A 22515-nucleotide genomic window follows, 5' to 3' on the forward strand; every position below is an offset into this window, starting at 1 on the left:
CTTTTTTTAGTGACTCGATAATAGAAGATTTGCGGCTGCTATTAAGTCGAAGGTCCGGATGGTAAAACTTCGCTTGCCACCCCCATTGGTCTCCGTTTGGAAGAGTCAGGTAGAATTCAACCCCATCACCACCTCCACTATCATCTACAGGAGTAAATTCACCTTTATTGTCATATAAAGTTTTAGCTACCTGGTAACACAACTCCTCAAAGCTTTTCCATGGTGCTGTTTGGTATGCTTGCAATTTTCCCCAATCTATCATTTTATGGGCTCCTAATAACTAAGTATTGTGTCCAGCAGGGCGGAATTATTATTTATTTTTCAAATAGGCTTATTATAGCACTATTGTGAATTTAACAACAAAATTGGTTACAATTCGGTGTTTCCGTGCATGCTGGGTGGTATGTAGTAGATTCGTACTTTATAAGAACTATAAACCTTTTTTATTTGTAACTTCTGTAAACTTTCCTGCCAGAAAAATGTTATGTAAAAAGTTTGAAATTTGCCAATATTTTATCGTTAAAATGTTGACTTGAAATCATTAGAAGGTTGACTGGGCGTCCAGAGAGAGGGGAGGGTCTTATTACTAACGCGTACGTATATTGCAGCGAAAAACTATTATTTTCACCCCAATACGTTCTGCCAAGAATCGTCACCGGGGGGCTTGCTAATAACTCTCAAACAACCTTGCCGATTAATTTTCTCTTACTAAACATTGCGCATAAAAACCTGAGTACTTTAGCGTTTATTCGTCGTTGAATAAACAGAAAGGGGATGGGTATGCAGCGCACATCTCACAGTTTCACTTCCGGTTTGCTGGTCAAGACTGTTTTAGAGGTAATCATTTTTACGGTCTTCCTGTTTTATAGTACCAGCGGTTATACGCTCCCTCAGGATAAATCCGTCCCTGCCCAACCGGCTAAAAATAATTCCGAGCCCAATCCCGGCATGCTGGAAAACAGAAAAATCATTCTGGATGAGGTGTCCGACAGTCCCGACCCGTTTAATATCGCGGAGCACCAGGCCGTGACCATGACCGGGAAGTTCCGGGTCAGGCGTTCGGACGTGTTGGGCAGCCAGGGTGCGGCCGGCGAAAAGTTCGAATTCTTTGTCCGCTATACCTGGACCATCACCGATACGGTAACCGGCGCAATAGTCCGGAAGATAACCGACGAAACCGGGATAACCCCGCCTGGGAAAAGTGAAAATAACTATTTCTTCGTTACGATTCAGCAATCATGGAATGGGTTGGACCAGGCCAATAACCCCGCCGGTGAAGGAGTCTATAATTATTCTGTTTATGGGGAGCTTATCCGAAAGAGGATATTGCACGATAAATGTGCCAGCAAGCCGGGTGAACAGGATAAAAAAGAAGATCATAACCAATGTATAAAAGAAATTAAGATTGTTGGTATCAGTAATATTCTCTGGGGAATGATTACCGTTGTCACTGGCGGATCTGACACGACTCCGCCGCCGGTGCCGGCCCTGCTCAGCCCGCTAAACGGCGCGATTATCGGCACAAACCAGCCGACCTTTGCTTGGCAGGCGGTTTTTGACCCCTCCACGCCGGTTACTTACATATTAGAAATAGCGTCAGACTCTGGTTTTACCCAGAATGTCATCATCAAAACAGATATCGCATCAGCCACCTATAAACTCACGCCTGAAACCCTGGCCGAAGGCGCCTGGTATTGGCGGATCAGGGCGCGTGATGGGGTGGGGAATACAAGCCAGCCTTCAGGCGCATGGTCGTTTACCTTTGCGGTGGATCATCCGCCGGTTTTGACATCACCGGGCAACCAAAGCGTTAATGAAAACCAGCTCCTGACATTTACATTATCAGCCACAGACCCAGACGGTGATGCCATAACATACAGCGCGACCAATTTGCCTGCTGGCGCGTCGTTAAATGCAACTACAGGCACATTTGCCTGGACGCCTGATTATACCCAGGCCGGCAGTTACACGGTAACCTTTACCGCAAGCGCCAAGGGATTGTCGGATTCCAAGACCGTAACTATCACAGTAAACAATGTGGACAGGGCGCCGGTTCTGGCCTCACCGGGCAATAAGACCGTAGATGAGAATCAGCTCTTGACATTTACACTGTCAGCCGCAGATCCGGATGGTGATGCCATAACTTATTCAATGACCCCAGTGCCGACCGGTGTGACATTAAATGCCACTACAGGCGTATTTTCCTGGACACCAAATTATACCCAGTCTGGCAGCTATGAAGTGACATTAAAGGCCACAGCCAACAGCCTGGTAGACACGAAAACCATAACGATAATAGTGAATAATGTGGATAGGGCTCCGGTATTGGTCTCTCCGGGAAATCAAAGCGTGGATGAAAACCAGCTTCTGACCTTTAATCTGTCCGCGACAGATCCGGATGGAGATGTCATAACCTATTCCATGGCGCCTGTACCGACCGGCGCAGTGTTAAATGCCGGGGTGTTTACCTGGACACCAGATTATACCCAATCCGGCAGTTATGAAGTAACCTTCAAGGCAACGGCTAACGGACTTTCGGACACAAAGACTGTAACTGTTACGATAAATAATGTAGACAGAGCTCCGGTATTAACTTCGCCCGGCAACCAGACCGTGAACGAAAACCAGCTCCTGACATTTACATTATCAGCCACAGATCCGGATGGTGATGCGGTAAGTTATTCAATGACCCCGGTGCCGACCGGCGCGACATTAGATTCAGCCACAGGAGTATTCAGTTGGACGCCTGATTATACTCAGGCAGGTAATTACACCATAACATTCACGGCCACAGCCAATCTCCTGACCGATGCCAAGGTTGTAACTATTGCGGTAAATAATGTGGACAGGGTGCCGGTATTGACCTCGCCCGGAAACCAGACTGTCAATGAAAACCAACTCTTGACTTTTACGCTATCAGCGATTGACCCGGACGGCGATGCCATAACCTATTCCATGGCGCCGACCCCAACCGGAACGAATTTAAATGCGACCACAGGCATCTTTTCCTGGACACCGGATTATAACCAGTCAGGTAGCTACGAAATGACATTCAAGGCCACAGCCAACGGCTTGTCAGATACCAAAACCGTGGTCATAACGGTGAATAACGTAGACAGGGTACCGGCATTAACTTCGCCCGGCAATCAGGCTGTCAATGAAAGCCAGCTTTTGACCTTTACGCTGTCAGCCACAGACCCGGATGGTGACGCTGTAACTTATTCAATGGCGCCTGTTCCGGCCGGTGCGACGCTGGATGCCGCAACAGGCGTATTTTCATGGACGCCTGATTATACCCAGGCCGGCAGTTATGAAGTAACCTTCAAGGCAACGGCCAACGGCTTGTCAGATACCAAGACCATAACAATAATAGTGAATAACGTGGATAGGGCACCGGTTTTAGTTTCACCCGGAAACCAGGCTGTCAATGAGAGCCAGCTTTTGACCTTCACTCTATCCGCCACTGATCCCGATGGAGATGCGGTTGTCTATAGTATGACGCCGGTCATATCAGGCGCAACGCTTAATGTCGATACCGGTGAATTCATCTGGACGCCTGATTACACCCAGGCCGGCAGTTATGAAGTTACCTTTAATGCTACGGCCAACGGCCTGTCAGACACCAAGACCATAACAATAATAGTTAATAATGTGGATAGGGCTCCTGTATTAGCCTCGCCCGGCAACCAAACCGTGAACGAAAGCCAGCTTTTAACATTCACCCTGTCCGCAAACGACCCGGACAGGGACAGCATAACGTATTCAATGACTCCTGTGCCCACCGGTGCGATGTTGGATGCCTCAACAGGCGTATTTTCCTGGACACCTGGCTATACTCAATCAGGCAGCTATGAAGTAACCTTTAAGGTAACGGCTAACAGCCTGTCAAACACCAAGACCATAACTATCACGGTGAATAACGTGGACAGGGCTCCGGTATTGGTTTCTCCGGGCAACCAGGCTGTTAATGAAGGCCAGTTGCTCACCTTTACATTATCAGCCGCAGACCAGGACGGTGATACCATAGCGTACTCAATGGCGCCTGTCCCGGCCGGCGCGACGCTGGATACCGCAACAGGAGTGTTCAGCTGGACGCCGGACTATGGCCAGACCGGTAATTACACAGTGACCTTTGTTGCCGCGGCCAATGGATTAACGGATTCGAAGGTGATAATCATAACGGTAGGCGATGTGGACAGACCCCCGGTTTTGACATCACCTGGCAATAAAACTGTAAATGAGAACCAGTTCCTGACATTTACGCTGTCAGCTACAGACCCGGACGGCGATACCATATCTTATTCAATGACTCCTGCTTTAGCCGGGGCGACGCTGGATGCCGCGACAGGCGTATTTACCTGGACGCCTGATTATACCCAGGCCGGCAGCTATGAAGTGACTTTCAAGGCCACAGCCAACGGATTAATTGATACCAAGAATGTGACCATAATGGTAAATAACATAGACAGGGCGCCGGTGCTTGTTTCTCCGGGAAATAAGAGCGTTAATGAGAACCAGCTCCTGACCTTTACGCTGTCAGCTACAGACCCGGACGGGGACAGCATAACATATTCAATGACTCCGGTGCCGACCGGCGTGGCATTAGATGAGGCGACCGGCGTATTTGCCTGGACGCCTGACTATACCCAGGCAGGCAGTTATGAAGTAATCTTTAAGGCCACAACTAACAGCCTGTCAGACACCAAAACCGTGGTTATAACGGTGAATAACGTGGACAGGGCGCCGGTACTGGTTTCACCTGGCAATCAAGCTGTTGATGAGAACCAGCTCCTGACTTTTACTCTGTTTGCCACAGACCCGGATGGCGATGCGGTAACTTACTCAATGGTGCCTGTACCGACCGGTGCGGTGTTAAATGCCGGTGTATTTACCTGGACGCCTGACTATACTCAATCAGGCAGCTATGAACTAACCTTCAAGGCCACAGCCAATAGTCTGTCAGATACCAAAACCGTAACTATCACGGTAAATAACGTAGACAGGGCTCCGGTTCTGGCTTCGCCGGGCAACCAGAACGTGAATGAGAATCAGTTGCTGACATTTACACTGTCTGCTACGGATCCGGACGGGGATACGGTTGTTTACAGTATGATACCGGTTATAACAGGCACAGTACTTAATGCCGATACGGGTAAATTTATTTGGACACCTGATTATACCCAGGCCGGTATCTATGAAATAACCTTCAAGTCTGCAGCCAACGGTTTGTCAGATACAAAAACCGTAACTGTCACGGTAAATAACGTGGACAGGGCGCCGGTATTAGTTTCTCCGGACAATAAGAGCGTGAACGAGGACCAGTTTCTGACATTCACATTGTCTGCAACCGACCCGGACGGGGACAGCATAACATATTCAATGACTCCGGTGCCGACCGGCGCGACATTGGATGAGGCGACCGGCGTATTTGCCTGGACGCCTGACTATACCCAGGCCGGCAGTTATGCGGTGACATTTACGGCCACAGCCAATCTTTTGACCGACACCAAAGTTATAACGATAACGGTAACTAACGTGGATAGGGCGCCGGTATTGGTTTCACCGGGTAATCAGGTTGTTAATGAAACCCAGCTCTTGACTTTTACATTACTGGTTACAGACCCGGACGGTGATGCCATAGCCTACTCAATGGCGCCGTCACCGGCCGGAGCTGATTTAAATGCTGCTACCGGTATCTTTTCATGGACGCCGGATTATGACCAGTCTGGGAGTTATGAAATAGTTTTCAAGGTTACAGCTAATGCTTTGTCGGATACTAAAACAACGACTATTATAGTCAATAATGTAGACAGGGCTCCAGTTCTGGCTTCGCCCGGTAACCAAACCGTAAATGAAAACCAGTTATTGACTTTTGCATTATCAGCCACAGACCCGGACGGCGATGCCATAACCTACTCAATGACATCTGCAATTGTTAATACGGTATTGGACGAATCAACCGGCATATTTAACTGGACACCTGGTTATGATCAGGCCGGGAGCTATGAAGTAATCTTCAGAGCCACAGCCAAAAATCTGTCAGACACCAAGATTGTTACCATAACGGTAAATAATGTGGATAGGGCCCCGGTTTTGTTATCACCGGGTAATCAGGCTGTTAATGAGGGCAATTCATTGACCTTTATCCTGTCCGCGACTGATCCGGATGGGGAGGTTATCGTCTATAGCATGATGCCGATCATGACAGGAGTATTCTTTAATATCGATACCGGGGAATTAAGCTGGACGCCGGATTATACCCAGTCCGGCAGTTATGAAGTGACCTTTAAGGCTACAACTAATAACCTGTCAGATACTAAAACCGTGACTATTACGGTAAATAATGTGAATCAGGCGCCGGTATTGGTTTCGCCCGGTAACCAGGCCGTAAATGAAAACCAGTCCCTGATCTTTGCGTTGTCGGCTACAGATTTTGATGGCGATATGATAGCTTATTCAATGATGTCGATGCTGGCCGGTGCAAGCCTGGATCCGGTTACAGGCGTATTTTCCTGGACACCTGATTATACCCAGGCCGGCAGTTATGATGTCACATTTATGGCTACGGCCAACGGCCTGTCGGACAGTAAAACCATAACCATAACCGTTAATAACGTGGACCAGGCGCCGGCCTTAAGCATACCGGGTAACCAAATCGTGGATGAAAATCAGATCCTGATATTTACTATTTTTGCTGCGGACCCGGATGGTGATGTCGTGACCTACTCGATGGATCCGCCTGCTCCAGCAGGCGCTGTTTTGAATCCTGCTACCGGTGAGTTCTACTGGCAGCCCGACTATACCCAGGCAGGCAGTTATGAGATAACGTTTAGTGCTTTAAGCAACCTTCTTGGCGATACCAGGGTTATGACCATAGCGGTGAATAATATAGACAGGGCGCCGGTGTTGGCCTTCCCGGGCAACCAAGCCGTAGATGAAGGGCAGTCATTAACCTTTGCTGTAACAGCTGCTGATCCGGACGGTGATACGATAGCCTATTCAATGATGTCGATGCTGGCCGGTGCGAGCCTGGATCCGGTTACAGGCATATTTTCCTGGGCACCTGATTATACCCAGGCCGGCAGTTATGATGTGACACTTATGGCCACGGCCAACGGCCTGTCGGACAGTAAAACTATAACCATAACCGTTAATAACGTGGACCGGGCGCCGGTATTGGCATCGCCGGGTAACCAAAGCATGGATGCAAACCAGTTCCTGACCTTTACAGTATCAGCTGTAGATCCGGATGGCGATTTCGTAACTTATTCGATGGAGCCGAATCTGCCTGGCGCGGCATTAGACCCGAATACCGGCATTTTCAACTGGACGCCGGAAAGTTGGCAAGAGGGCAGTTATGACGTGACCTTTAAGGCTACGGCTAACGGATTATTCGATTTCCAAACGATAAATATCAAGGTTTTTCATCCGATAGCCCGGTTGGAAATCACCAACGTCCCGGTCCAGGCCATGGTCGGCCAGTGGATATTTGCGACTGTCAGGTATCTTGATGCCCAGAATCTTTCGGTTACGGTCACCGGTAGGACCGTGATGATTACGCTGATGGGGCCGGCCATAGACCAGAACTGTCAGCCTCTGACACCCACCTACAATCTGGAGTTTAACGATACGTCGGAAGTTACCACCACATTTGCTTTCGTAGCGCCTGGTATGCAAGGTATTTACGCAAGCGATGTGGCCAACCCGATGATATTTATGGATAACAAATCCGTCAATATTACAAATGCTCCGATGCTGGTGGCAAAGACCGGCGGTGACAATCAGCAGGGACTGGTTAATACCATGTTGCCAGATCGGTTTAGCGTTCGTTTGACCGACGCTTTCGGCAACCCGGTTCCTGAGATGTCCACCATCGAGTTCCAGGTCATCAAAGGCAGCGGCCTTTTTGCCGACCCGCCGTCCAAATCAGAATTAGAAAAGGCTTATAATGCCAACAAAGGTAAAACCCCCAAGGCCCCGGTAAAATCCGAACAACCCAAATCCAACGGATATCAATTGCCTTATGAAGCCACCGGCACCGAATTCCGGATCAAGGATAACCCCGTTTCGCCTAATCTCAAGATTACCTCCAGCCAGCCGATACATCTCTGGCTCACGGCCGTGGCTAACACTGTGTCTCTGCATATCGAGCCGGTTACTGGTTCCGCCGGCCAGGCCGATATCACCATCAACGGCATCGGCGATTTCTTTAAGACCACCGATACCATATACTCCCATCAGGATGGTGCATTCCAGAAATCATTTGATACTAGGAAGAAGCTCAGCTGGACCCAGGACCTCAGCGCCAAGCACCACGTTTATTTCATGGCAGCCAGGGGCACGATAGAAATAGGACAGAACACCATCCTGACAGCAGATATAATGGATAATATTGTCGTCACCGCCGACAATATTACCATCGACGGCAACGGCCACGCCATTACCAGCCCTATGCCGGGCACCGGTTACGGCATCTATCTTAACGGGCACAGCAATGTCACCATCAAAAACTTTTACATCTATAACTTCCAGGTTGGTATTTGGTGTGATGGCGGCGGGAATAACAAGTTCCTCAACAACCGCATTATAGACGCTATCGGTGGGTATTACTCAACTTATGGAATTGAGTTCACCGGATCTGTCAGCAACACGGTCAATAATAACAGGATTTGGAATACCAGCAGCGGTATCCATGTTTGTATGGATGCGGTTTCAAACATCCTGACCAACAACGAAATTACCCTTAAGTCAGGCGGAATGGATGGGATATGGTTTATCAATGCGAACAGTAATACCGTGGCCAACAACACGCTGACCAACGGACGGGGTATATGCCTGTACGCTCCCTGCACCGGCAATGCCATCGCCAATAATACCTTTTCCAATAATTCAGTGGCTATGGATATATGGGGTGCGTCCGATAACAGCATCCGCGGCAATATCATCAATAACTGCGCCGGATCTGCCGTTCAGGTCAAGCCATTTAATTCGTGGCCAGCTATCTATTACCCGCGCCATAACCAGATTGCCGAAAACGCCATGCAAAACAGCAACCAGGCGGCCATTTACCTGGAAAACTCTGATTCTAACTATATCAGCTATAACACCGCCAACTCGAATTATTACGGGCTCTACCTGTCGAATTCCTCCAATAATTACGTTTTTCAGAATAACTTTTTCTATAATTATACCCGTAACGTATGGTCTGATACGGCTACCGAATTATCGTTCAATAACCAGGGTAACTACTGGGGTCATGACTATTCACCTTATTTTATTCCGGGCGGAGATTCCAACCGGTCTGATGTGGTGGACAGCTACGCCCAGGGAAATCATGTTGTGGTTATGCAAAACCGCTGTGCTGTGACTGTCGGTACTATGGGCGATGCCGTTGCTTTTTGGCCATTCAAACTGGGCGAACTGGGCAACGATACCTGCGTCATCCAGGCCTATGCCCGGGGCATTAATCCTTTGATTCCGGAAGTTATTCCTGTCTTCTTTACCGTAAAATCATTCTACGATATCCTGCCACCGCCGATCATGACCTCAGCCAGGGTGGTTACCGGCACGCCCTACACGCTCGAAGGCACCTCGGCCAAGGGCTACGGCTACCAGGTTCAGGTTGAAAATTATTACATGCCAGCTACTCCAGTGGAGGTCGAGCCTTTAAGCGGAAAATGGAAAACCTGGCCGATGGCTCTGACTGAAGGTGTTTATAATTTTACCATGCAGACCGTTGACACCATCAATTTACAATATTCAACCGTGATAACGGATAGTTTCACCGTGGATATGACGCCGCCGGGTGTTACAATAAACAGTTTATTGACCAACCCGACCAGCATCTATTCTCTTAACCTGTCCGCCACGGCTACGGATACATATACCAATATAACCAGGGCAGAATACTGGATAGATTCCGAGTCCAATGGTAAAGTTGAGATTATCCCGATTGACGGTTTGTTTAACAGTCTGACTGAGAATTTCTCCTATTCGATTCCTACGAACAGCCTGGCAAACGGTATGCACGTTCTTTATGTCCGGGTCATGGATGCAGGCGGTAACTGGTCGATTCCTGCGCAGGCCACATTTATCAAGGATACTACTCAACCGGGGATTTCAATCCCGGTGGTTCTGCCCAACCCGGCCAATGGTGAAATAACTATAACTGCAAACGCTATTGATACCTTTACCAATATAGTCCAGGCCGAATACTGGATAGATGCCCAGACCGACAGGTTCCAAATGTCTGCTGCGGACGGCATCTTTGATAATCCTAACGAAAATCTTATCGCAACAGACGCATTGCAGGGCATTGCCGACGGTTCGCACACCATATTTATCCGTGCCTGCGATGCGGCCGGCAACTGGTCAGCATTTGCGACCGGATATTTTGTTAAGGATGCCACTTTGCCTATGGTAAACATGAACGTGACGCTTTATTATGCCACTGCTAATATTGTTTTGAACGGTTATGCTAACGATAACCTGACCGGTATCAGTCAGGCCGAATACTGGATAGATTCCCAGGCCAACGGCATTATTCAGCTGACCCCAATGGATGGCTTGTTTGGCAGTTTGTATGAAAGCTTCAATTCTCCAATAAGTATTTTAAGCTTGACCAACGGCCCGCATACGGTCTATATGCGCGTACGGGACGCAGCCAACAACTGGTCCGAAACAGTTTTTGCCGATTTTATTAAGGATGCCGAGTCGCCGGTCATTCCCGTTGCCAGCCTGAACGTTACGCCTGACCCGTCTAATATCGATCCGACTGTTTTAGCCACGGCTATCGATACCAATTCGCCCATTGTTTATGCTGAATACTGGATTGATTATTATGGTCCTCATTATCCGATGTATGCGACCCTGCCGCCATTTGACAGCCAGACCGAAGATATCGGTGCGATACTCCCGGCAATGGCCGATGGTCAGTATTATATCTCAGTTCGTGCCATGGATGCGGCCGGCAACTGGTCAGTGCCGGTAACCAAACAATTCATGATTGATAAAACGCCGCCTGCTGGTTGGATAATGATCAATAATTATAATCCATACGTAACATCGACCAATGTAACCGTAACTATGGGTTTCACTGATTTTTCCGGTGTTACCGATGTGCGTTTCAGCGAGGATGGCGTTAATTGGGGCGAATGGAAGCTCTTTTCACCTGTTATGGCTTTTACTTTGACGGCAACAAGCGGTGACAAAACCGTTTGGGTAGAAGCTCGAGATAGGGCTGGTTCGATAAACCGATTCTCGGATAATATCTATCTGGCATTGAATGCTGCCGTGGTTGAACTTATCCAGCCGTATCAGGAATATTCTTTGGTTGTAACCGATGCAAACAGTTCGCTTTACCGGGCGGAAATATGGATTCCCGGTGCCATAACCCAGCCAACATGGTTTGCTATCGCAACACCACAGCAAGTGCCCCCGTTGCCTGATAACTTGGTTTTACTTAAGGCAGTCCAATTCCAGCCGGTTGGTATCAACATATCGTCTTCGATAAGCATAAAGATTCCTTTTGACGCATCATTGCTTCAGCAATATCGGCGTACGGAATGGGATGTTCGGATGATAGCCTATGATTCAGATTTAGGCCAATGGGTGTTTTTGGATAATGCTTATCATGGTGGTAATTACTTGATTGGGGCGTCTGTTTACACCTTGGCCAGTGTTTATTGCGCGGTTATTTCGCCCATTGATCGCATTGAACTGCTCAACGTTCCTGACCAGGTCAAGGCCGGTGAAAATATTTCGGGCACATTCATATATGTGGATAAGTTGGATAGCCCGGTTATGTTTACCGGCTCGGCCAACCTGCACCTGACCGGAGTTATCGGTCCCAATGGAGGTTCATCAGGTCCGGCTGATAAAACCATCACTTTCAACAGCCAAATTGAGCAGGTTGCTGACTTTGCCTTTGCCCAACCCGGTGTCCAAAGAATTGATGTGACTGATACCGTAGATCCAGCCATCACCGCGTTTAAATATATTACCGTAACTGTCGGCACCCCGGCTGTGCTTACCAAAATCAGCGGTGATAACCAATCAGGATTGGCCGGCACTAACTTACCCGGTTATTTCATGACCAGTTTGACTGATAAATTCGGCTCGCCGGTTGCCGGGAAAGGTATTGAATATAAAGCCGTTCAGGGTGGCGGCCAGTTTGAAGACCCGCCTTTCCTGGAACAAGTCCGGATGATTTACGACGCTAATAAAAATGCCAATAGCGGTTCCAGCGCTGTGTCTAAACCATCAATCAAATACGCCAATAATGGCTATAGCCTGCCTTACGAAGCCACCGGCACCGAGTTTATCCTATCGGATAATCCGGTTTCATCCGGTCTTAAGATAACATCAAGCGCTGAAATCAAGCTGTCCGTAAATGCCGTTACTAATACCATATCTATTCATATCCAGCCGGTTCAGCAGACCGGCGGGCCGGCTACCGCGGATATGACCATTTCCGGGCTGGACCCGTTCTATTCTTCCGTTACCGATACTTACTATTGTTATCAGGACGGTTACCTGGCTCGCAAGTTCAACATCACCGATACTGTTCATAGCTGGGTCCAGGATATTTCCGCCGGACACCACGTTTATATCCTGCCCCGGAAAAGCACGCTTTATATCACCCAGAATACCGTTCTAACCCAGGACCTTTATGATAACATTGTTGTCGCCGCCGATAACATCACCATTGACGGTAATGGCCACTGCATTACCAGCCCCTATTCCAGCTTGAACACCGGTTACGGCATCTATCTTAACGGCCGCACCGGCGTCACCATCAAAAATATCGATATTTATAGTTTCCAGACCGGCATCTATATGGAAAACAGCCGGAACTGCTCCATTGACTACAATGATATTTTTAGCTATCAGTGGTATTCGCCGCCCCAAGGTTATTATCCAGAAGGTATAACCCTCTGGAATAGTATCAGCAACGTTGTCAGCGATAACTGGACTTGCGGCACCATCAACGGGATATTGCTCTATAACGGCTCATCTAACAATATACTGGCTAACAATAATTTTAGTTGTTCGTGGCAGACCGGTATTATCGTGGAAAACAGCCCCTATAATACCCTGACCCATAATATGTTCTTCCTCGGCGACGGCATCTGCGTTACCGGTTCGGATTACACCCGGATTATCAATAATTCGATGTGGGACAATAACACCGCTATTAACATCCAGTCGTCCCATAACATTGTCAAGGGCAACTTCATCGATGGCGCCGGTATGGGCATTCGGCTGGAACAGGATAACCTGCCCTGCACCGATAACCGGGTTCTGGAAAACACCATCCAGAATTCCATAATCGGCATAGATATTTTCCGTGCCCTGGATAATTATTTCTCCTACAACGTAATTGACCTTAACCAGAACGGCATAGACTTGATGTGCGCCGTTCCGAACCACTTCTTCAATAATAACATCTTTTACAACTACAACTACAATGTCTATTCGGACCAGGCAATAGAGCTTTCTTATCAGGGGCAGGGTAACTGGTGGGGGCATAATAGCTTACCCGGATTCTACCTTGATGGCGGTATTGACCAACCCTATGATTCCAACCAATTAACCGTCGTTGATCGTTACCCGAAACTCGGTTTTGTTACGGTGATGAAAGACAGCATCCTGGTTACTACTGATGCCGATGGCCTGGCTGAAACCTACTGGCCGTTTAAGCTGGGCTCCGAATCCGAAACCAACATTATCCAGGCCATGCTGGTCGAATATTATTACGATACCAACAACGTCCTGCCGGTGTTCTTCAACGCGCTTGTTAATATCCCCGCGGTCGTAACCACTCCCGCGACCACTTCGCAAAGGATTATCAGCGGCACCGCCGCTTATCCCGGCGCTACTATCTATGTAATGATTAGTGGAATAACCTACACCACCGTGGCTGATTCTTCCCCGGCCGGCAACTGGACCGTCAATCTGCCTGTTGCTGGACTGGCCGCCGGGACATACCCATACCAGATCACCGTTTTTGCCAACGGCTGGCAAATCGGACTGCCGGTCCAGGGTATGATAACCATTACCTCGCTGGCCATAGAGGTTACTTATCCCGACCAGGATGACGTGGTTATCAGCGATATCAACAACCTCTATTTTACCGTATCCTATACCGATTTGGCTTATAGCGTTAACCCGGAAAGCTTTGAGGCTCTGGTCAACAACTGCCCGGTAAGCGATATCTTTGACAAAGGCGTAGCCGAGGCTTCCTACCATCCCGACACCGTCAACGCCTATGATAAATTCATCGCGCTTTACAATGTCCTGCAGATTAACGCCCGCAACGAGCTCAAGGTCAGCATAATGAACAGCGCCGGCCACCGGGTCGAAGCCGTTAGGTATTTCGTACTGGGCAGTATTCCCCGTCCGGAACCACAGCCGGAGCCGCCTATCGAAATAAGGTTGGCTATCATCAATGGCAATGGCCAATCAGGCATTGTTGGCAAATGTGCCCAGGAGCCGCTATTGGTTATGGCCTACAGGGTCGACACAAACGCTCCGATTGAAGGTCTGCAGATTGTTTATGATTTTGAAAATGATAATGTAGGCAAACTTATGGAAGCTCCCGGATATTCCAGCGTTACCAACCAGGACGGCCTGGCCGCCATGCATTTCCATTACGGCGACAAGCCCGGATTATGCATAATAAAGGCCAGGGTTTTTGGTATGGATTCGATAACACCGGTGGGATTTGCTCTGGAGGGATATCTGCCGACTATTCAAATTATAAATACGCCGCCGTTAATAATGAATGTAACGTATTGGTGGCACTGGTCTCCTTCCGATGGTTTGCCGGGCGCTTTCAAGTTGAAAGTTATCGACCAGAATGGCAACGGCATAAATAACGTTGAAGTAAGCGCTAAGGTTACGCAAGTTTCAAGCGGTGCGGACGAACCAATGGCTACAGTCTTGCCGCCTGCACAGCTAACCGATGTGGATGGGACAGCTGCTTTCGGTCTTTCATGTTGTAACGATGTCCCGTTAAATATCAGGTTTAGTTTGCCCGAATTTATAGACCCGGCAACAAACGAGCCTCTATTTGTCCAGGCTGGTCCTATAGGATTCGAGCCTCGTGACTCAGATATAAACATTGTTTATTGGACGAATCATCAAATAGGAGTGGTTAACACACCATTATCAAACAAGCTTATGGTTATCGCCGAGCAACCTAATCCCGACCCTAATAGTTCTTCTGGGGCTATACCAGTCGATGTTGAGTTTAAAGTGTTATATGGTGATGGATTCTTTGATGGGGTGCCGGGGAAAAGAGAAGTTATTAAAACGTCAGATAGCGGTTTCCAGGCGTATGTAGATTACACTTTTGGGACTAAAAGTGAACCTCAGGTGATAGAAGCCAAGAGTTTATACAATAATGCAGCTGTTCATTTCCTGATTGGTCCTGATATGGCCAAAATAGTCAAGGAAACCGCGGTCGGGAGCGGCCAATTCGAGGATTCCGGTTACACCGGCCAGAGTCTTGTCTATGATGATGATAATAACCTTATTACTCCCGCACCCGAGCTGTACAGGTATATAGAGAAAAAGACTAGGGATTTTGGACCAACTACCACCGCTACCATCAAGGGGATTGACCGTTGTGGCGCATTGCTGAATACTACCGGAGCCGTGGCGCCGTTTTCGCAGGAAATTACTCTCAATCAGGTGGAAGTTAATTATGAATATGCCTTATACCGTTCCGGGCCCATCGTTTGCACCGGCCAGATAATGGGGGGTACCACCGGCGCGCCCCGGGCCGAATTACCGGGCGGACAAAAGCTTTTGCAGGTCATCAGCGGTGGTGATTTCTATGTCGAAGGTTCCGGTCCTGATAAGAACGATGTTTTTGGGACAGAAGATATTAAATTCTTTGCCGGGCCATGGTATGTTAATAAAGGAAAGTCAACATTTAATCAGCAAAATGATGGTTTAATAAAATATTCTGTAAATAATAACGTGGAAAGCGTAAAATTTATAGTAAAAGATCCATCATCAGATGAAACAGAAGTATTTATAGAAGAAATTGACTTGAGAACAAATCCTAAGAAAGGCAAGTGTTGGGATGGGCGGACTAATCAGGATAATACCACAGATAAAGACATCGCGCCTAACTATAAGGGGTCTGATAAAAGCATTCGTGAGAACTGGAAATACGTTGACCCAGCATATGGCAAACCATATACTGTAGAGATGTATGTGCGGGAGAAAGATAAAGCTTATAGTGGTAAACCAGATCATAAAATACAATGTTTACCAGTGGCGAGGACGATATATGTGTACAACTCTCATGATAGGTTAAGACCACCTCCAGGTGCGCCAGATGGAACTGAGACGCGCATTGACACAGAAGCCGCAGCTTTACAATTGGCTCATCTTATAGATGCCCAAGGTAACCCTAAAAATTATCAGGGGGATGTGATTGGTAATTCTATCTTTAATAGAAGTTTAATAGGGGAGCTTGTGCCCAGTGGTCATAATGTAATTGTTTTCTATGATTTCTCTGACGGGTTACCTTTTGGAGGAAACATAACTTTCGAACAAATTTTTGAAAGGCTAACTGCTCGTGGGACTTTAGGCTCATTGGGACATACACAACTAGTGCAAACATCCGATGACCTGTGGTTTGAAATAATGCTTAATAATAGACAACAAGGGTATAAAACCTTTAAGAATATAGAAACAAAAACCAATGAACCTGAAAATGATACTATTTTCTTAAAACTACAAGGATTACATGGATTACAGGTTTTGTTATATCATTGTTATAGCGCACAATCAGTGGGTTTAACGGGTTTGAAAGATAGTCTGATGAAACAGATAGGTCAAGTGATAAATAAAGCTGAAACAATAAATAGCGGTGGTGTTTATGGGTATCAAAATGGCGTTTGGTTTGACTACGGGGTAGTAGAAGGATTGACTCAGCGAGTAAGAACATTATTTATAAGGGAGGCGAACAGAAATGATTTCCGAAGCGGTGATGAACCATATATTATGTGGGCGGCACAAGAATGGTCAGTTTTTAATCGCCGTCAGGGGTTACAAGAAATTGCTGATAGAACAAATGAAGGCGTAATAATTAGGCTACTCTATTTTGACCCAAGACCTGAAAATCTTCCAGATAACTACCAGTATTTTGGCCCCCCTTATTTAGATAATCGATAAAAAAAGGAGGTTTTTATGAAGCTAAGAAATTTATTATTAACCACAGTGGGAGGTATTTGCTTGTTATTTAATGCAACACATAATGTTAAAATAACTCACGCAGAAGAAAGCGGTGGAATAACTGACGAGAAGGATGGGGTGAAAATATCTCTTCAAACGGATAAAGAATCATATTTGCTCGGGGAAAAAATACAAGTAGCTGTTCTATTTTCAAATACTTCTAATCATGACATAAAAATAAATCATGATAGATGGACGGTAAATCCCCTAGGCATTGTTTCCCAAACATATCAAGAAGGAGATTGTCAAATGCCGGGTGAAGGTTTGTCAGCATACAGTCGCTCCGCAGTGATTGAGATACCAATGGGTAAAACGACTCAACTTAAATTTTGGCATAAAGCCAAGGAGCCAGGCAACCCGATGCTGATAGCTAATTTTTATTCGAGCTCCGACTCCCCCCCTACGGAAGAACGGAAAGCGCTTACTCTTCCCCGCGGTTACGATTTTGGCAATTGGTTTGGACAGATTTTAGCTACTAAAAGAATCGAAGTGAAAAACGAAATACATCCTGAGGTGCTTAAAACCATAAATGAGGCTGAAGCATCATTTCTTGATCCAGGGGATGATTCAATGGATAGATACGTGAGACGAACAGCGGCTATCAGGAAACTGCAAAAAATAGGCTATCCAGCTCAAAAGACCTTGATTAAGCTGCTTAGAAGCCAAGAAGCAAAAGTAGGTGATTATTATTGCTCTATCGTCAAAGTATTAGTGGAAATGAGCGGTGAAGCCTTTGATGAACAGTTATATAAGGAATTAGTAAATATTGCCCGTGACACTGCTCAGGAACAATGGGATCGTTTAGCAGCTATGGGAATATGGGAAACTGATTGGCAGCGAGGGCAAAAAGTAAAACCAGAAACAGTTCTTATGATTCCGGATGATTTTAAAATATGGTCGTTCCAGCAGTTGGGCATTCTTAAGGATGACAAAAACAAAGAAATAAAAGAAAAAGCCAACGATCTTTTATATTTCAATAAAAAGACCCTGGAAAAGCTGGGTTTGGGGAACCTGTTACCACAATAAGGTTTTATTTTGAGCTCAAGGTTTTTGTAGCGATCAGGAGTGTATGGTTTCCTTGGTTTTCGGGGACGAATAGTGAACATTGCTAAAGGTTAAATCCTGTCATGTTGCTGAAAAATTTTATGTCTTGTAAAAAAATAGTTATTGTTTTGGTGGGAATATTTATAATAATTGGAATAGCTTGCATTAATCGAATAAGTCAAGCAGAGTCTGTTGAAACTAAGAATATGAAAGATGAGTATAATGGTTTAAAAATATCGATTCAAACTAATAAAGACTCTTATCTAGTAGGCGAAAAAATACAAGTGACTTTTGTATTCTCAAATACTTCAAGTAGGGAAATAATAATTTCTTCTCCAGTATTGGGGGCCGGATGCCTAGGATTAGTTTCGAGAACATATAAGGAAGGTAATTGGAATATAAATTCTCGTGTTAGCGGTAACGCAATTCTTGTGATCCCTGCTGGGAAAGACAAGGAAACTAATTATGAATACACCGCTGAAGAATTCGGTAACCCAACGGTTGTAGCATATTTTTATTCGGCCATTTCTAGAGATTTCACCCCAGACGAAAAAAATAAATATAATATTAATAGTGAAGGAAATTGGTTTGGCAAGATTGTGGCAACCAAGACAGTCGAGGTGAAGAAAGAGATTCACCCCGATATGCTAAAGGCTATAAATGAAGCTGAGAATCTTTTTTATACTTTACTGAATGCGACAAGTGGAATAGATAAGAGGGATGAGGAAAAAAGAGTGATGGGGAAGTTTACCAAAATAGGTTTCCCGGCTAAGGATGCTCTATTGAAATTATTTACCAACCCTGTTGCTCAAGAATACAAAGACAGTATTACAAGGGCGTTGCTGAATCTGAGTTATAAAGCATTTGACGAACAGTTATATAAGGAGGTAATTAATAGGGCCTGCGACCCAACAGTAGATATGAATCAACGCTTATATTTCATGGAAATATGGTGGAATCCGGACTGGCGTATGCAAAAAGACGATAGAATTAGGGTATTTTCAAATGACTTTTTGAAATGGTCTTTTGAACAACTGGGACAGTTGAAACAGGATAAGAATAGGGAGATAAAAGATAAGGCTGATGAAATATTAGGTAGCTATAAAGAGCTGTTAGATGGATTAGGCCTCAGCCATTTGTTTAATGACAAGGAAACTCCAAAATAATAGCTGAGGGTGCATTTAGATGCGACGGATTTATAGTGAGTGCCTGTCCTTGTTAACCTTTATCTTGACCAACAAAATTGGGTGAATTGCATCGCTGTAGGTGCTACACACATCTGGGACGATAGAAAATAAGGTCACAATACCGCTAAAACGAATTAAACGCACTTCCAGCCTTTCAGGAGAGGGAATAGGGGCATTCTGTAGATGGACGAACGATATTTACTAACGGCCGCTCGATATATTGAATTAAATCCGGTGCGAGCCAAACTGATTGACAAGCCTGAAAAATACAAATGGAGCAGTGCTTTAGCTCATATATCCGGTAGTGATGATGAATTGGTTAAGGTAAAACCTCTTTTAGAAATGGTTGAAGACTGGAAAGAATTTCTGACTGCTCCGGTAACCAATAAAGAACTTGAAGAATTACGGCGGCACGAAAACACGGGACGACCATTGGGGAACGAAAGCTTTATGAAGAAAATGGAAGGGTTATTGGGCAGATTTCTTGGTTTTAGGAAACCTGGTCCGAAATCAAAGGCAAAGGTGAATTGAGTATGGTGTCCCCCGAATTGTGGAGATTTGCTTACAAAAACAAGACCAAATGGAGATGTTGTAATGTATAAAAAATCCACTAATGAGTTTGCGGTTAAAGGTAAGGATGGGACAGTGCGAACCTATTTTAAACCCACAGATGGAATCAATTATTTCAATAAACAATAATAGGAGGAAGAACTAAATGAATAAATACATATGTTCTGTGTGTGGATATCCTGATTTAGGTGAACCGCCATATGATAAATACGAATGCGCACGTTTTGATATTTGTCCATGTTGTGGTTTTGAATTTGGATATGATGATTATGATCAGACAAAATCAAAAGAAGAGAAATTTAAGGAATATAGAGAAAAATGGATAAGTAAAGATGCTCCGTGGTTTTCGAAAGTAAAAGAAAAACCAATTGATTGGAATTTGAGAAAACAACTTAAAAACATTAATATTGAGATATGATGTGTAAGTGTCCCTGCTTATTTGTAATCCGGTGACACACACCTGATTTTGTAATGCGCTAAATACTTGACTTGTAGGGCACTGTTTTTAGAATCCAGGCTTGACATCGTCCGAATAAATTGACTAATCCGGCTAAAAGTATATCATATCTAACAGCCCTTACGAAGAAAGCCTCAGTTTACGAAAAGAGCGCCTTGGAAACCACTTGAATATTGAGAAAGAAAATCAAGTGTGTGTCACCGGGCAAATATAAAAAATAGAACTCGAGTTTGCTTAAATAGGAGCTGAATATGGCTTTGATAGAAAATGATATTATTGTTGGTAAAAAGGTTAAATTAGTGTTTGAAGATATAGATATGGGGGAGCCGCCATCAGGTCAGCCCTGGTTCAAGCCATGGAAAATAGAAAGCTCTGGAACGGTAGTGCGTAGAATAATTAAACAATGGGATGTGGATGAGGATGAGCGGTCTGTAAGAATATATTATATTGTTGAATTAGATGAACCGCTTGATTTAGGCCTCCCGGGAATGGCCGGTGATTTATCAGTAATGGCAGATACTATTTTGATTGCTCATGATGCTCTTGATACAAGATTTCCCATAAGTGTAACGAATGAAGAGATTATTGAGCTTGAAATAAAAGCCTTGCTCGAAGACAACCCCATTAAATTTTGTAATATAGTATATTATGTTCCGCCAATTGATTTAGCTGTGTTGCCTGATTTTATTGTTGATGGTGGTTTTGATGCAAAAAACATTTGCCAAGTGACGCTTACGGTTATTCCCCAAAAATGAAATAGTCCTGTGTAGATGTGGTGGTGTAGATGCGACGGACTTAGGGTAGGCAGAAAAGAAGGCTGCGATACTGCTAAAACGAATTAAACGCACTTCCAGCACTATTACAAGTGAGGATACCTCCGATAGAGTGATAGGGGATATTGGTTCAACGGCCCAGTTTTTCTTGCGCAATCTTGTTGATTTGCTATAGATTCATATTATATTTGTTTGAATAATTTATGGCCCTGAAGCACCCATTTCTCAATGCTGCTGCAACACATTAGGATCCAGGGTGATGCAAGTTATCCTGCTAAGCTTCAGGGCCTTTTTTATCCCGAAATTTTCACATGCATAAGCGCCTCTTTTTTTTTAAGCCCACTCAGTATGGGGCATTGCTACCTTTTTAGTGAACCTTTTAGAAAAACTGCCGCTTTCCCCGAGGTTTTTTTGCAGGAATAGGCTTTTAAAGAGACGTTCTAACCCTGGTGTAATCATTAAGCATAGCTCTTGCTCTCTGGGGAAGCACATCAATGTTGGAAATACCATCCCTATCACGAGAACAATAAGCCTTTTCGTGCATATAGCTATATAATTATTTGCATCATTATTCCTGTATTTTTAGTAATAATTACCCCAAAAATTCATTGCTCGGCGCTTTTTTCGGCGAATTGCCGGGATCCCGGAACAACATACTAAGTATAATGAGCTGTAAATTACGCGGACTCTGTGATTCCCAGCCAAAACCTATGCACAAGAATATGTGCACGTGCACAAGAAATTGTGCATAAAAGACTAACGGCCCGAAAATTGGGCCGGGCTCTTCCGGCCGGCCCTCACAGATTTATCCCGTGTAAACACTGGGCTTGCGGTTATTTGCTCCCAAAATCACCCGTTTTACCACCTCCTGGCACGCGATTTGCATCATAAATAGGATACGTAGGAGTATAGCCGGTAAGCAGATAGAGTAGTTCGGCTGTTAGAACGTAGTGAGTTACAGCCGACTATACCTGGCAGCCCGTTAGGGTTCTTGTCCCAAGACCCCTAAGGGTCTATGGATAATTCGCTAACGCTCAAACTGCCAGAGTACAGATTCGGCGGATTTAACTGATTAATCAGCTTTATCCGCTGAATCCGCATACTAAATGTTCAACGTCAGCGCATTTGAGACAAAGGAATGAAGGGGAATAAGTTGCAGATATCAAGGAGTTTTGGGGGGAGAAAACTCCTTGAAAAATCGACTCGACTCCGATAATATCTTTTACGGAAG

At 45.5% G+C, this 22515-nt stretch carries 7 protein-coding genes; 6 read left to right on the forward strand and 1 reads right to left on the reverse strand.

Annotation, left to right across the window (positions count from 1 at the left end):
- Positions 1-262 (reverse strand): hypothetical protein (locus tag WC980_10655; GenBank protein MFA5795510.1); only part of this gene is annotated, 262 nt, incomplete at its 3' end.
- Positions 263-780: 518 nt separating this feature from the next.
- Here WC980_10655 and WC980_10660 point away from each other — a divergent pair.
- The 6 genes from WC980_10660 (at position 781) to WC980_10685 (ending at position 21266) form a co-directional block, all read left to right on the forward strand.
- Positions 781-17193, forward strand: coding sequence for a putative Ig domain-containing protein (locus WC980_10660; protein ID MFA5795511.1), 16413 nt, complete (start codon positions 781-783; stop codon positions 17191-17193).
- A 15-nt stretch (positions 17194-17208) separates the two neighbouring features.
- On the forward strand, positions 17209-18279 hold the full coding sequence (locus WC980_10665) for a hypothetical protein (GenBank protein MFA5795512.1): 1071 nt from the start codon (positions 17209-17211) through the stop codon (positions 18277-18279).
- A gap of 101 nt (positions 18280-18380) precedes the next feature.
- The gene (locus WC980_10670; GenBank protein ID MFA5795513.1) at positions 18381-19463 is read left to right on the forward strand and encodes a hypothetical protein; all 1083 of its coding nucleotides are present in this window, start codon (positions 18381-18383) and stop codon (positions 19461-19463) included.
- A 204-nt stretch (positions 19464-19667) separates the two neighbouring features.
- Positions 19668-20015 carry a hypothetical protein gene (locus WC980_10675; GenBank protein MFA5795514.1) on the forward strand — a complete coding sequence of 116 codons (348 nt, stop codon included), beginning with the start codon at positions 19668-19670 and terminating at the stop codon, positions 20013-20015.
- Positions 20016-20199: 184 nt separating this feature from the next.
- The gene (locus tag WC980_10680) at positions 20200-20472 is read left to right on the forward strand and encodes a hypothetical protein (protein MFA5795515.1); all 273 of its coding nucleotides are present in this window, start codon (positions 20200-20202) and stop codon (positions 20470-20472) included.
- A 290-nt stretch (positions 20473-20762) separates the two neighbouring features.
- Positions 20763-21266: a hypothetical protein gene (locus WC980_10685; GenBank protein MFA5795516.1), complete on the forward strand. Its 504-nt coding sequence runs from the start codon at positions 20763-20765 to the stop codon at positions 21264-21266.
- Positions 21267-22515 lie beyond the last annotated feature (1249 nt).

The organism is Candidatus Brocadiia bacterium, from assembly GCA_041658285.1.
In the GTDB taxonomy this organism is placed as follows: Bacteria; Planctomycetota; MHYJ01; order JACQXL01; family JACQXL01; genus JBBAAP01.

What these genes read in the sequence shown, in the direction of transcription:
- WC980_10660 (MFA5795511.1), top strand. Translation starts at nt 781, where the DNA reads ATGCAGCGCACATCTCACAGTTTCACTTCCGGTTTGCTGGTCAAGACT.
- WC980_10665 (MFA5795512.1), top strand. Translation starts at nt 17,209, where the DNA reads ATGAAGCTAAGAAATTTATTATTAACCACAGTGGGAGGTATTTGCTTG.
- WC980_10670 (MFA5795513.1), top strand. Translation starts at nt 18,381, where the DNA reads ATGTTGCTGAAAAATTTTATGTCTTGTAAAAAAATAGTTATTGTTTTG.
- WC980_10675 (MFA5795514.1), top strand. Translation starts at nt 19,668, where the DNA reads ATGGACGAACGATATTTACTAACGGCCGCTCGATATATTGAATTAAAT.
- WC980_10680 (MFA5795515.1), top strand. Translation starts at nt 20,200, where the DNA reads ATGAATAAATACATATGTTCTGTGTGTGGATATCCTGATTTAGGTGAA.
- WC980_10685 (MFA5795516.1), top strand. Translation starts at nt 20,763, where the DNA reads ATGGCTTTGATAGAAAATGATATTATTGTTGGTAAAAAGGTTAAATTA.